The organism is Kutzneria kofuensis, from assembly GCF_014203355.1.
GTDB classification, from domain to species: Bacteria; Actinomycetota; Actinomycetes; order Mycobacteriales; family Pseudonocardiaceae; genus Kutzneria; species Kutzneria kofuensis.
In genome coordinates this window covers 481,108-493,743 of the sequence record NZ_JACHIR010000002.1, presented here as the reverse complement: position 1 = coordinate 493,743, position 12,636 = coordinate 481,108, and the positions used below count along the sequence as shown (strand labels likewise).

15 protein-coding genes are annotated in these 12,636 nt (G+C 70.9%); 9 read left to right on the top strand and 6 right to left on the bottom strand.

Annotated features, from left to right (window positions below):
• The first annotated feature begins 23 nt into the window (after positions 1-23).
• Together BJ998_RS41265 and BJ998_RS41260 are read left to right on the top strand one after the other, a co-directional pair.
• Positions 24-251 carry a hypothetical protein gene (locus BJ998_RS41265; protein WP_184869564.1) on the top strand — a complete coding sequence of 76 codons (228 nt, stop codon included), beginning with the start codon at positions 24-26 and terminating at the stop codon, positions 249-251.
• The gene (locus BJ998_RS41260) at positions 248-1,243 is read left to right on the top strand and encodes an SDR family NAD(P)-dependent oxidoreductase (protein WP_184869563.1); all 996 of its coding nucleotides are present in this window, start codon (positions 248-250) and stop codon (positions 1,241-1,243) included. The genes BJ998_RS41265 and BJ998_RS41260 overlap by 4 nt, the downstream gene beginning before the upstream one ends.
• 78 nt (positions 1,244-1,321) lie before the next feature.
• Here the strand turns inward: BJ998_RS41260 and BJ998_RS41255 are convergent, their stop codons facing one another.
• The 5 genes from BJ998_RS41255 to BJ998_RS41235 all read right to left on the bottom strand — a co-directional run bounded on the left by BJ998_RS41255 (position 1,322) and on the right by BJ998_RS41235 (position 4,940).
• Positions 1,322-2,050, bottom strand: coding sequence for a fibronectin type III domain-containing protein (locus BJ998_RS41255; RefSeq protein ID WP_184869562.1), 729 nt, complete (start codon positions 2,048-2,050; stop codon positions 1,322-1,324).
• 58 nt (positions 2,051-2,108) lie between these two features.
• Positions 2,109-2,711, bottom strand: coding sequence for a hypothetical protein (locus BJ998_RS41250; RefSeq protein WP_184869561.1), 603 nt, complete (start codon positions 2,709-2,711; stop codon positions 2,109-2,111).
• A 155-nt stretch (positions 2,712-2,866) separates the two neighbouring features.
• On the bottom strand, positions 2,867-3,889 hold the full coding sequence (locus BJ998_RS41245) for a DUF6545 domain-containing protein (RefSeq protein WP_184869560.1): 1,023 nt from the start codon (positions 3,887-3,889) through the stop codon (positions 2,867-2,869).
• Positions 3,886-4,266: an ImmA/IrrE family metallo-endopeptidase gene (locus tag BJ998_RS41240; RefSeq protein WP_184869559.1), complete on the bottom strand. Its 381-nt coding sequence runs from the start codon at positions 4,264-4,266 to the stop codon at positions 3,886-3,888. Before BJ998_RS41240 ends, BJ998_RS41245 begins: the two co-directional genes overlap by 4 nt.
• 8 nt (positions 4,267-4,274) lie before the next feature.
• Positions 4,275-4,940: a helix-turn-helix domain-containing protein gene (locus BJ998_RS41235; protein ID WP_184869558.1), complete on the bottom strand. Its 666-nt coding sequence runs from the start codon at positions 4,938-4,940 to the stop codon at positions 4,275-4,277.
• A 123-nt stretch (positions 4,941-5,063) separates the two neighbouring features.
• On the opposite strand from BJ998_RS41235, the gene BJ998_RS41230 reads away from it, so the two are divergent.
• The 6 genes from BJ998_RS41230 to BJ998_RS41205 all read left to right on the top strand — a co-directional run bounded on the left by BJ998_RS41230 (position 5,064) and on the right by BJ998_RS41205 (position 11,300).
• Entirely contained in the window at positions 5,064-5,303 is a 240-nt protein-coding gene (locus BJ998_RS41230) for a hypothetical protein (protein ID WP_184869557.1), read from the top strand.
• A 97-nt stretch (positions 5,304-5,400) separates the two neighbouring features.
• On the top strand, positions 5,401-6,246 hold the full coding sequence (locus BJ998_RS49450) for an MEDS and STAS domain-containing protein (RefSeq protein ID WP_312890636.1): 846 nt from the start codon (positions 5,401-5,403) through the stop codon (positions 6,244-6,246).
• 64 nt (positions 6,247-6,310) lie between these two features.
• A complete protein-coding gene (locus BJ998_RS41220) occupies positions 6,311-8,821 on the top strand; it encodes a molybdopterin oxidoreductase family protein (protein WP_184869556.1) in 2,511 nt (836 codons plus the stop codon).
• Positions 8,818-9,300 carry a hypothetical protein gene (locus BJ998_RS41215; RefSeq protein WP_184869555.1) on the top strand — a complete coding sequence of 161 codons (483 nt, stop codon included), beginning with the start codon at positions 8,818-8,820 and terminating at the stop codon, positions 9,298-9,300. The genes BJ998_RS41220 and BJ998_RS41215 overlap by 4 nt, the downstream gene beginning before the upstream one ends.
• 60 nt (positions 9,301-9,360) lie before the next feature.
• Positions 9,361-10,164: an SDR family NAD(P)-dependent oxidoreductase gene (locus BJ998_RS41210; protein WP_312890635.1), complete on the top strand. Its 804-nt coding sequence runs from the start codon at positions 9,361-9,363 to the stop codon at positions 10,162-10,164.
• A complete protein-coding gene (locus BJ998_RS41205) occupies positions 10,164-11,300 on the top strand; it encodes a cytochrome P450 (protein ID WP_184869553.1) in 1,137 nt (378 codons plus the stop codon). Before BJ998_RS41210 ends, BJ998_RS41205 begins: the two co-directional genes overlap by 1 nt.
• On the opposite strand, the gene BJ998_RS41200 is transcribed toward BJ998_RS41205, so the two are convergent.
• A complete protein-coding gene (locus BJ998_RS41200; protein ID WP_246490001.1) occupies positions 11,297-11,980 on the bottom strand; it encodes an HSP18 transcriptional regulator in 684 nt (227 codons plus the stop codon). The two genes, BJ998_RS41205 and BJ998_RS41200, sit on opposite strands and share 4 nt — an antisense overlap.
• A gap of 175 nt (positions 11,981-12,155) precedes the next feature.
• Between BJ998_RS41200 and BJ998_RS41195 the strand changes: the two genes are divergently transcribed.
• Complete coding sequence (locus BJ998_RS41195; protein ID WP_184869552.1) at positions 12,156-12,593, top strand: Hsp20/alpha crystallin family protein; 438 nt, start codon at positions 12,156-12,158, stop codon at positions 12,591-12,593.
• Positions 12,594-12,636: the final 43 nt, after the last annotated feature.

Here is a 12,636-nt window from a genome sequence, read left to right as displayed (position 1 = left end):
CCCGAGCGGCCGGAGGCGTGACCATGAGCGTGCACGAGATCCCCGCTGCAATACCGGATGCCGTCGGACGACGGCTGGACGAGCTGGAGACGCTGGCCCGTGCCGAGCAGGCGATGGCCGACGGCCGCCCGACGGCCGACCAGGAGCTGCTGCTGATGTCCGTGGGCAGCGTGGCCCACCTGGCCCGCCGCCACCGGTCGATCGCCGTGCCGAGCCGGGACGGCAGGCGCAAGCGCTGGTTCCGCCGGTGAACGGGCGGCCGGTGGCGGTGGTGACCGGGGCCAGCCGGGGCCTCGGTTACCTGCTCGCCCGTGAACTCGCCCGGCAGGGCTTCGACCTGGTGGTGTGCGCCCGGTCGGCGGAGGGCATCACCGCCGCCGGTGAGGCGCTGCGACGGGAGGGAGCCACCGTCAGTGCCGTCGTCGCGGACGTCTCGGTGCGCGCGGACGCCGACGCGCTGGTCGCGCGGGCGGTGGCCGACTTCAACCGCCTGGACGTCCTCGTCACCAATGCCGGCACCATCCAGGTCGGTCCAGTGGCCGCGATGGACGTCGACGACTTCACCATGGCGATGGGCACGATGTACTGGGGCGTGGCGTATCCCGTGCTCGCGGCCGTGCCGGTGATGCGCCGCGCCGGCCGGGGCCGGATCATCACGGTGACGTCGCTGGGCGGCAAGGTGCCGGCCCCGCACCTGCTGCCCTACGCCGCCGCCAAGCACGCCGCCGTCGGCTTCTCCGAGGGGCTGTGCGTGGAACTGGCCAAGTACGGCATCAGCGTCACCACCGCCGTTCCCGGGCTGATGCGGACCGGCTCGCCCGACAATGCCCTGTTCAAGGGGAACAAGACCGCCGAGCACGCGTGGTTCACCATCGCCGACAGCCTGCCGTTCCTGACCATGGACGCCGAACGCGCCGCCCGGGCCATCGTGCGCGCCGGGCTCCGCGGGCGGCCGGAGATCATCCTCACGCCGGCGGCGCAGGTGGCCGCCCGCGTCCACGGGCTGCTGCCCGAGCTGACCACCCGTGCGCTGACCCTGGTCGACCGCATGCTGCCCACCGACGAGAGCCCGACCGCGCAACCCGGACGGGCGGTTGCCTCCGATTCGGCCGTGTTCCGCTGGCTCACGACGCTCACCCGCAGGGCCGCCGGCCGATGGCACGAGGGGACCGATCGGACCCGTGGCGACGGCAGACCCGAGATCCGCACGATCCGCACGCCGCCGCCGGAGCGAGCCGACTGAGGGCGCGGTGCGGGCGTTCGAGTGGCGGATTCGGGCTCGTCACGCCGGACCGATCGGCGAGTGGCTGGCTCGCGCCCGTCACCCCGGACCGGCCGGCGCATCACCGGTCGTCGCGTGGGCGACGGTGGACGGACCGCCGTAGTAGAAGGCGCGCACCCGATACGTGGCCCGCTTCTCGTCCGGCAGAGTGACGACGCCACAGGAGTTCACCCGCGGATCCATCACCTGCACCACCTGGAAGTCCTCGGCGCCGGCGGCCTTGATCTCCATCAGGTACCCGTCCTCGTCCCGCGCGTGGTCGACCCAGGTGAGCCGGATGCCGTTGTCGTTCATCACGGTCGCGGCCAGATTGGTGGGAGCGCCCGAGGTCGCGGTGGCGGGCCGCCGGATCGGTTGCGTGGCCTGGTTTCGGCCCGGTTCGGTGCTCGGCGCGGCCCAGGCCTGGTCGTCGGCGTGGGCCTCGTCGTCGTAGGCGCCGGGCGGCAGCGTGACGTCGACGGTGTCGGAAGCGGGACCGTAGTACGGCCGCACGCGGTAGTAGAACGTGGTGTTGGGCATGAGGTTCTGGTGCCGGTAGCTGGTCTGGGCCGGGGGCACGAAGCCCAAGGTGGTGTACGGACCGTCCTGGTGCGTCGCGTATTCCACCACGTGTCCGGCGGGTGCGGGCCCGTCGTCGTGCCATGTCAGTGTGACGTCCACGGGCGTGACGAGAGCGGCGTCGAGGCGGACTCCCGCGGCGGAAGGTGTTGTGCCGCAGGCGGTCAACGCCGCGAGCAGGAGGGCGGTCGCCAGCAGCCGCTTGATCATCGTGGTCACCTCGCTGCGCGGGGAGCGCCGGTCCCCGCGCGAGGACCGGCGCGAGCGATCACTGGTGCCAGAAGTGGATGTCGCTCCACTGGACCGTGATCGGTCCCTTGCCGCTGGCCGTGCGATAGGCGCCGAACTTGTCGTAGAACGTGCCACCGGGGCTGGACTCGGTGTACTTCAACGCCCCGTTGATGTACACCTGGATCGTCTTGCCGGCGGTGTGCACCGTGTCGACGGTGACGGGCGTCCCGATGGTGGCGCCGGTGGCGATGGTCTTCTGGTTCTCCACCGAGTACAGCCGGCCACCGTTCTCCACGGCCAGCAGGAAGTACGGGCCCTGCGTGCCGTGGAACGTCTGCTTGAGACTGATCCGCGAGCCGCCCTGACTGGTGATCTTGAAAGTGCCCTCGAACTTGTGCGCTCCGGAGGTGTAGTCGACGTAGCGGCGCTCCGCGCGGTCGTGCGACGCCCCGGACTTCGAACAGGTCAGCTGGAACGTCAGGTCGCTGACCTTGCCGCAACCCTCCTGCTGCACCTTGAAGCTCGGCGAGTATTCGATCCAGGTCGCGGCCGGCGTCTGCGCCGATGCCGCGGGAGCGACCATCATCGTCACCCCGCAGACGGCGCCGCACAGGGCGGCCGCATAGCGTTTCAGAGACATGTGCACCCCAAATGTTCATGTGGCTGAACCGGGTTCGGCCGGGAATCGGAGGCGAAGCTAGTGAGGGCAACGGAAAGCGTCAATGCGGAAAGCGCCTTCCAACCCCGCTCGGCCGTGCTCAGAGGGGGTGTGTTCACACTTGACTGTAAACGTTTTCAGTCGAGTTGCATCCGGGCTCGGTAGGCGCGGGCGACCGCGGTCCACCACGTGCATTCATCGACGACGCCGATGCCGTCAGCGGTCGGGGCGGGGTGGGCGGCGTGCCGGCGCTCGCTTCGTGCGGCGGCCTTGAGCTGCGCGGCCTCGACGGCGGCGAGAAGCGCCGTGCCGGTGAGGCCGGCGCGGCGGGCCCGGCGTTCGGCGCGGGCGGCGACGGCGGGGTCGAAGCGCGAGGTCAGGGCCCAACGCCACTCGCCGAGTTCGAGCAACGCACGGCGTACGCGGTGATGGGGATCGAACCGCTTTCCGCGGCGGACCAACACTGTGGCGGGGTCGACGAGGCGGTGGAGCGGGCGCAGCCGGCCGAACACCCGCCACATGGTGGCCCACCGCCAGGCCCGAAGCGCGACATCGACGCCGGCCGGCAGGCGGGCGACCAGTGCGACCAGTGCAGTGGTGGGCAGGAAGGTCGTCCCGGTGCGGTGGTGTCCGAACTGGTAGATCAGCAGCGCCACGGCCAGCGCGCCGACCACGCACGCCACGACGTCCAAGCGGCCTCGCACGGCGACGCGAAGGCAGCGGTGGACCAGCACGACGGCGCCGACCACGGGCGGCAGCACGTAGATTGGCGCCATCCACCAGGGACACCGACCCGGGATCGACATCACCAGCGTCGCGACGAGAATATTGGCGGCCACAACGGAAATGTCGTAACAACCGAGCAGTCGTCGCAGCCATGGCGACATCGACCGAACGAACAGCGTCACGCCGGCGACGATCGCCGACACGCCGGCGGTGCAGACGATCACCCGGATCGCGTCGGGCGGCAACGGTCGGTCGGCGGAGCCGGCCAGTGGCCCGACGGAGGTCGACAGCACCGTGCCGCAGTTGATCAACGCGTACGCCGTCCACGCCCGCGGCTGCCACCGCCGGTCGCCGACGGCCGGAATCCGGAACAGCAGGGTCATCGTGCCCAGCACGGAAAGCACCACGTAGCCGGCGTTCAGGGCGGCGGTCACCAGCCCACCTCGTCGCCCCGGCGCGGCCGCCGCTCGGTCAGCGCCGCGAGCAGCGCGTCCGCGAACTCCTCGGCGTCACGCTCGACGGGATCGGCGAAACCGCTGCGAGCGCACGGAGTTCGCTCGTGCTCGAGCACGATGTGGGCGAGCTCGTGCAGCAGGATCTGCAGCCGGTGGTACCACCGCGGCGAATCCGCGCACACGATGAGGTAGCTGCCGTCGGCGAGGGCCAGGGTCAGCCCGCTCAGGCCGGCGTCGGTCATCGGCGTGAAGCACACCTCGAGCCGGCCGCCGAGACGGTCGCGGATGACCTCGCACACCCGACGGGCCGTGGCCTGGTGCGAGGCGTCCGGCGGGACGGCGAGCTCGGCGACCACGGCGTCGACTAACTGGCGCCGTCCTCGTCGACGGTGGGGGAGTCGAAACTCCATCGCTCGCCTTCCTTGGTCCGCAGTGCCTGTGTCACGGCGCGGATCGCGGCCGCCCGCGTCCTGGCGCTCAGGTGTGGCGCCCGCTCGCTGAGCCGGGTGGCGAACTCGATGACCCCCAGGTCACGCATCGCCTCCAGATCGGTCCGTTCCTCGTCGACCCGCCGGGCCAGGTCGTCGTCGAAGAAATACGCGGCGGGCACGCCGAAATGCTGGGCGAGCCCATGAATGTGACGCAACCTCGGATTGTCACTGGCGCCGGTCAGCAGCTCGCGCAGGTAGCTGCCGGAGATCGACCCGATCGCCGCCGCCACCTCTTCCGGCGACTGCGGCCGGTCCGCTGTTTCGAACAGCTGCCGGATCGCGTGCCCGCGCCACGACGGGCGTTCCCCGGGGCGTAGTTCCCGACGTCCGCCGACGAAGCAGGCCGGGTGCACGCCGAGCGCGCCCGCGAGGTCCTCGATGGTCCTGCGGGTCGGATTGTCCTTGCGGCCCTTGCGTAGCTGTGCGATGTAGCCGTGGCCGATGTCGCCACCCCTGCGGGTGATCTCGGCCGCCAGCGCCACATTGGACCGGGTCGCGCACAGGTCGTCCAGCACCGTGGCGAACTCGCCGCTTCTCACCCGGTCGATTGTACTGCTGTGGGAGGGCTTCCACCACAGTTGACATGACCGCTACCGTCGGTTGCACTGCTGAGGGATCGACACCACCGTAGTGCAAGGAGTGTCGGATGCGAGGTGATCGGCGTGGCTGGCCGCCACCGGCTGTCGGACTGCGTGTCGGAGGAGCCCGGCCTCCGGTTCGCGCTGGCGGTGGCGGCCTCGATCGTGGTGCCGCTGATCGCCGCGATCTGCACGGTGGCGGCCGACACCGGCGCGCCGCCGGCCGCCGGTTCCGGCTGCAGTGGCCCCGCGAGACCGAGCTCTACCTCACCGTCGCCACGTGTGTCGCCGCCCTCGCTCTCGCCGGCGTCATCGCGGCGTTGACAATCAACGATGTCATCCAGCAAACTCAGATCGTCCCGGCGGGGGTTACGTGCCGGTGAGTGCTGCGTGCCCATGATGATCGGCGTAGGCTACTGGTGTGGTGCGGGCCAGCGGAACAGTTGACAACGCGCTCGGCCTCGGGCTTCACGACCATGTCTGCTGGAGCTACGACGACGATGCCGAGTTCCGCAGCCATGCCCGCGACTTCCTCATCGAGGGATTGGCCCTCGGCCAACGTGTTTGCTACATCGGCGACGACACGGCGGACGCCCTCGCGGCGGACCTGCGCGAGGTCGACGGGATGGACGCGGCGCTGCGGCGGGGCGCGGCGTGCGTGGCGGCGGTCCGGGACACATATCGCCCGGACGCCGTGGTCGAACCGGCTGCGCAGGTCGCGACGTACGCTTCGGCCACCGAACAGGCGCTGGCCGACGGCTTCTCCGGGCTGCGGGTCGCCGCGGACGTGACCACCATGGTGCGGCAGCCGGCCCAGCACGACGCGTTCGCCCGCTACGAGCACCTCGTCGACCGCTACATGACCGTGCGGCCCTTCGCCGCGCTGTGCGGCTACGACCGGGTCGAGCTGGGCAAGCGGGCGGTGGCGCAGCTGGCCTGCATGCATCCCAACACGACCGAGGACGCGACGCCGTTCCGGCTGTACGGGTCGGCCGACTGCTCCGCGGAACTGGCCGGCGACCTGGACATTCTGAGCGCCGAGCTGTTCCCACTGGCGCTGCGCCGGGCGGAGCCGCATCCCAGCGCGGGCCGGGTGGTGCTCGACGCGTCCCGGGTGGACTTCATGGACCACCGGAGCCTGATGGCGTTGGACGACCACGCCCGTGACCACGGCGTCACGGTGGTGGTACGCACCGACCTGCACACCCCGGCGCACGTGATCGAGGCGCTCAAGCTGACCGGTGTGCGCGTTGACTCCGCCACCTGACCGAGCGGTGTAACCCGAACGGAGCGTGGGTACTCGTCGTCAATCGACGACGAGGAGGCCCGCGATGGTGCGCGACGGCATCGCCGATCCCTGGGGCGCCCGAACTCCGTACGGACCCGGCACGCCCTGGCCGGTCCGCGTCGACAGCCACCTCGCCGAGGGCGTGGCCGAGGAGGACGTGGATTCCTGGGTGCGCGCGGCCGCAGTCCTGCACTCCAACGGCGACGGCATGGACCTCGCCGTGAAGGACGGCCGCATCGTCGGCGTCCGCGGCCGTGCCGACGACCACGTCAACCGCGGCCGGCTCGATCCCAAGGACCTGTTCGGCTGGCAGGCCAACCACAGCCCGGATCGGCTCACCGCCCCGCTGATCCGTCGTGACGGCCGGCTGGTCGAGTCCACCTGGGACGAGGCGATGGCGCTGATCGTCAAGCGCAGCAAGGAACTTCTCGACAGCTCGGGGCCGGGTTCGATCGGTTTCTACACCAGCGGCCAGCTGTTCGCGGAGGAGTACTACACGCTGTCGGCCATCGCGCACGGGGCCATCGGCACCAACCACCTCGACGGCAACACCCGGCTGTGCACGGCGACGGCCGCGGCGGCGCTGAAGGAATCCTTCGGTTGCGACGGGCAACCGGCCTGCTACGACGACATCGACCACGCCGACGTGATCGCGCTGTTCGGCCACAACGCGGCCGAGACGCAGGTCGTGCTGTGGGACCGGATCCTCGACCGGCTGGCCGGCCCGAACCCGCCGGCGCTGCTGTGCGTGGACCCGCGCGAGACGCCCGTGGCCAAGGCCGCCACGCTGCACCTGGCGCCGCTGCCCGGCACCAATGTCGCGCTGATGAACGGCGTTCTGCACGAGCTCATCGCCAACGACCGGATCGACCACGACTACGTCGACAACCACACCGTCGGCTACGACGACTTCGCCAGGCTGGTGGCCGACTACCCGCCGGAGCGGGCGGCCGAGGTCTGCGACGTGCCGGCCGACCAGATCCGGGCGGCTGCCAGGATTGTCGGCCAGGCCGAGCGTCTACTGTGTACTGTTCTTCAGGGCTTCTACCAGTCCCACCAGGCCACCGCGGCGGCGGTGCAGGTCAACAACCTGGTGCTGCTGCGGGGAATGCTCGGCCGGCCGGGCGCCGGCGTGCTGCAGATGAACGGCCAGCCGACCGCGGAGAACACCCGTGAGTGCGGCGCGGACGGCGACCTAACCGGCTTCCGCAACTGGGCCAACGACGACCACGTCGCCGAGCTGGCGGGGCTGTGGAACCTGGACGTCACCCAGATCCCGCACTTCGCGCCGCCGACGCACCTGATGCAGATGTTGCGCTATGCCGAGAACGGCACCTTGGGCATGCTGTGGGTCTCGGCGACCAATCCCGCGGTGTCGCTGCCCGAACTGCGGCGTGTGCGCTCGATCCTGAGTCAGGAGCGGCTGTTCCTCGTCGTGCAGGACGCTTTCCCCACCGAGACCACGGAATTGGCCGATGTCGTGCTGCCGGCGGCGATCTGGGGTGAGAAGACCGGCGTGTCGACCAACGCCGACCGCACCGTGCACCTGAACGAGAAGGCCGTCGAGCCGCCCGGCCAGGCCCGGCCGGATCTCGACATCTGGCTGGAGTACGCCCGCCGCATGGACTTCCGCGACCGCGACGACCAGCCGTTCCCGCCCTGGAACGACGCCGAGTCGGCCTTCGAGGCGTGGAAACGGGCGTCCGCCGGCCGGCCGTGCGACTACAGCGGGCTCAGCTACGCCAAGCTGCGCGAGGTGAGCGGCGTGCGGTGGCCGTGCAACGAGGACCACCCCGACGGCGCCGACCGCCTCTACGCCGACGGCAAGTTCTTCGCCAAGCCCGACTACTGCGAGAGCTACGGCCGCGACCTGGTGACCGGCGCGCCGACCGAGCCGGTGGAGTACCGCGCCACCAATCCGGACGGCAAGGCGATGCTGAAGGCCGCGCAGTACGTGGAGTTGCACGAGAAACCCGACCGGGACCACCCGTTCATGCTGATCACCGGCCGGACCGTCTACCACTTCCACACCCGCACCAAGACCGGCCGCGCCCCGCAGCTGCGGGACGCCGCGCCGGAGCCGTGGCTGGAGATGTCCGCGCACGACGCCGAGCGCATCGGGGCCGCCGAGGGCGACCTGGTGGAGGTGCGGACCGCCCGTGGCGCCGTCCGCGTCGCGCTGCGGGTGTCGGCCGTCCGGGACGGCGTGGTGTTCCTGCCGTTCCACTACGGCTACTGGGACACCGACGATCCGAACCACGACCGGGCCGCCAACGAGCTCACGCCGACGGACTGGGATCCGGTGTCCAAGCAGCCGATCTTCAAGACGACGGCGGCAGCGGTGGAACGGGTGAAGGCGGGGGAGGGGCCGGCGCCCGCGCCGACAACGGCGGCGTCGGCACCGGCTGCGACCGGGATCCCGGCCGCGGACACCGGGCCGGCGGATGCGCCACCGCCCACGCCCACCGCGCCCGCCGTGCCGGAGACCCATGGCGGTCCTGCCGCCCGCGTCGAGGAACACGACGCCACCACCGTGCCGGGAGGTCGGCGATGAAGATCGGACTGGCCATCCGGGAGCTGCACCGGTCGGAGAAGTCCCTGGCGAGGGCGCTGCTGAAGGCCGCGGACCGGCATCACGTCGAGCACGAGATCCATTACGTGGCCAAGGACCTGGCGGCGTGGTCGGCGGATCACATCCGGGACCTGGCGGTGGCCGGCCGGCGGTACGGGGTCAAGGTCGGCGAGGAGATGCCGCGCAGCTCGGGCCTGCTCGAACCGCTGCGGACGGCGTTCAGCGTGTTGACCGGCCGGCAAGCCGTGCCGGGCGTGCTGCTGCTGGCCGACCTGCGTCAGCTGCACCGCATGGCGGCGGGCGTGTCGCTGGACTGGGAGCTGCTGGCGCAGGGGGCGCAGGCGGTCAAGGACAGCGAGTTGGTGGAACTCACCCGACGGTGCCATCCGGAGACGTTGCGCCAGTTGAAGTGGACGAACGCGATGCTCAAGACGCTCTCGCCGCAGGTGCTGGCCAGCTGAGCCGGATTAGCCGCCGCGCTGTGGGGTATGGCCGTCGGGAGGCACAGCGAAGGAGGAGACGTGACCACACCCCTCAACCCGCTCGCGGTGGTGACCGGAGCATCCAGCGGGATCGGGCTCGAACTGGCCCACCAGCTCGCGGCCAACGGCTTCGACATCGTGGCCTGCGCGGAGGACGACGAGCTGACCATCGCCGCGGATGCGTTGCGGGCCAACAACGTGGCGGTGGAGGCCGTGCGGGCCGACCTGGCCCGGCCCGAGGGCGTCGAGCAGCTGGTCGAGCGCGTGACGGTGACCGGCCGGCCGGTGGACGCACTGGTGGTCAACGCCGGCGTCGGTGTGTCGGGGCCGTTCGTCGGCGACTCGTCGCTGGACGAGCAGCTGAACGTCGTCGACCTGAACGTGCGCTTGGCCGTGCACCTGGCCAAGCGACTGTTGCCGGACATGGCGGCGCGGGGCAGCGGACGGGTCCTGTTCACGTCGTCGATCGCGGCGGTGATGCCGGGGCCGTTCCAGACGGTCTACAACGCCTCCAAGGCGTTCCTGCTGTCGTTCTCGGAGGCGCTGCGGGAGGAGTTGAAGGACAGCGGCGTCACGGTGACGGCGCTGATGCCCGGTCCGACCGAGACGGAGTTCTTCGACCGCGCCGACATGCGCGACACCAAGCTGGGGGCGTCGGAGAACAAGGACGACCCGGCGGAGGTGGCCAAGCAGGGCTTCGAGGCGATGATGGCCGGCAAGGACCGTGTGGTCGCCGGCTCGTTCATGAACAAGGCCCAGGTGGCGGCGGCGAAGGTGGTGCCGGACAAGGCAATGGCCGCGCAGCACCGCAAGATGAGCGAACCCGGCAGCGCGGAGAAGTGATGGACAACTCGCTGCAGCTGTTGGCGGAGGGCTACGCGTGGCTGCCGGACCGCCGCCGCGAGACGCCGACCGTGAAGACCCGGCTGATGGGTCAACGGGCGGTGTGCATCGGCGGCGTGGACGCCGCGCGGTTCTTCTACGACGAGCGGAACATCCGCCGGCACGGCGCGATCCCCGGCCCGGTGCTGAGCACGCTGTTCGGCCACGATGCCGTGCACACCCTGGACGGCGCGGAACACCGGTCCCGCAAGGCGATGTTCCTGTCGGTGATGGGACCGGACGGCGTCGCCGACCTGACCCGGCGGGTGACCGAGGTCTGGGACGAGACGGTGCCGGCCTGGCAGCGGCCGGTGGTGCTGTTCGACGAGACCAGCCGGATCCTGACCCGTGCGGTCTGCGACTGGGCCGGCATCCGGGTCACGCCGGCCGAGGTGCCGGCGATGGCCGCCGACCTGATCGCGATGGTCGACGGCTTCGCCACGGCCGGTCCACGGCACTTCAAGGCCCGCTTTGCCCGCAAGCGCCGCGAGAAGTGGTTCGCCGGCGTGCGAGAGGGCTTCCTGTACGACGTCATGTCGGCGCACCTCCCGGATCCGCACGTGCGGGCGGTGGAACTGCTCAACGTGGTCCGGCCGACGGTCGCGCTGAGCTGGTTCGTGACGTTCGCGGCGCACGCCCTGCACCGCTGGCCCAAGCACCGCGCGGACCTCGCCGGCGGCGGCGTTTTCGCCGACGCGTTCGCGCACGAGGTGCGGCGCTTCTACCCGTTCGCGCCGTTCCTCGGCGGCCTCGCGGCCAGGGACCTGGACTGGCAGGGGGAGTCGATCCCGGCCGGAAGCCTGGTGGTGCTGGACATCTACGGCCACAACCACGACCCCGAGCTGTTCGCGGATCCCTACGCCTTCTCCCCGGAGAGGTTCGTCGGCCACGACATCGGCCCGTTCGAACTCGTGCCGCAGGGGGCGGGCTGGCCGGACGTCGGCCACCGCTGCCCGGGCGAGGGCATCGCCGTGTCGGTGCTCGCGGCGCTGGCCACGCGGCTGGCCCGGCTGGACTACGAGGTGCCGCCGCAGGACCTGACCATCTTGTTGCGCCGCATTCCGGCCAAGGTCCGCAGCGGGTTCGTGCTGGCCTAACCCTTGGGGCGGCGGGCCTCGTTGCTCTCGCCGGTGACGGACGCGATCTTGTCGGCGAGGTCGGGATGGCTGGCGTGCAGGTGCTGCAGGGCGTCGGTGAGCGGGCCGAGCAGTGCGGCGGTGTCGGGTTCGCCCAGCGCCGCGGTGACGGTGTCGACGTGGCGCTGGGCGTCGCCGTCGAGGTTCTGGTCGCCGTCGAGGGCGCTCACCTGTGCCGCCAGCTGCCGCAGCCCGATCGCGTTGTCCCGAGCCCACTTGGTCACCGCGCGGTCGCCGGCGCGGCGGTCGCGCTCGGCGCGAACCCGCTGCTCGCCGGTGGTCGCCTCGCCGGTGCCGTCGGGGCGCAGCCGCAGGTAGCGGCGCTCGGCCGCCTGTCGGCTGGCCACGCCCAGGGCCGGTGCCAGCTGGATCCAGCTCGCCCCGTGCGCGCGGGCGGAGGCGATCAGCCGCGGCTCCCATTCGGCCAGTTCCTCGCGGAGATGCCGGAGCAGGGTGAGCGCGGCGAGGGCGTCGGCGACGCCCGTCTCGTCCGCGACCTGATGGCCGAGTTTGCGGTGCGCGACGCGGTTGACCAGGTCGAGGTCGGTGAGCGCCAGGTCGCCGCCGTGGTCGTGCTCGCCGTCCAGCTCCCGGTCCTTCAGCCACTGTCTGGCTCGTTCGCGTTCGCTACCCGCGTCCATCTGTCACCCTTCCGATGACGTTCTCCGTGTCGTCTTCCTGATGACATCGTAGATCCCCGGTGGTCACTCTGTCAGGTGTCGTCATATGGACGACATCACACTTGTCATCGTTAGGACGACATGTTACAAAGATGGTGCGCGTTGACACGAGACGAGGACAACGGAGGTGGAGACGATGTTGATGCGCACCGACCCGTTCCGGGAGTTCGACCGGCTGACCCAGCAGGTCTTCGGCACCCAGGGGACGTGGTCCCGCCCGACGGCGATGCCGATGGACGCCTACCGCAGCGGCGACGAGTTCGTGGTGCACTTCGACCTGCCCGGCGTCGACCCCGAGGCGATCGAGCTGGACGTCGAGCGCAACGTGCTGACCGTGAAGGCGGAGCGCCGCCCGGTCGAGCGCGGTGAGAACGTGGAGATGCAGGTCGCCGAGCGCCCGCTGGGCGTGTTCTCGCGCCAGCTGTTCCTGGGGGACGCGCTCGACGCGGACCGCATCGCCGCCAGCTACGAGCAGGGCGTGCTGACCGTCCGGATCCCGGTGGCGGAGAAGGCCAAGCCGCGCAAGATCGCCATCGACAGCGGACACCCGGAGCCCAAGCAGATCAACGCCTGACGGCTTCGGTGAATCAGGTGGTTCGGTGAGAGGCAGGTGGTGC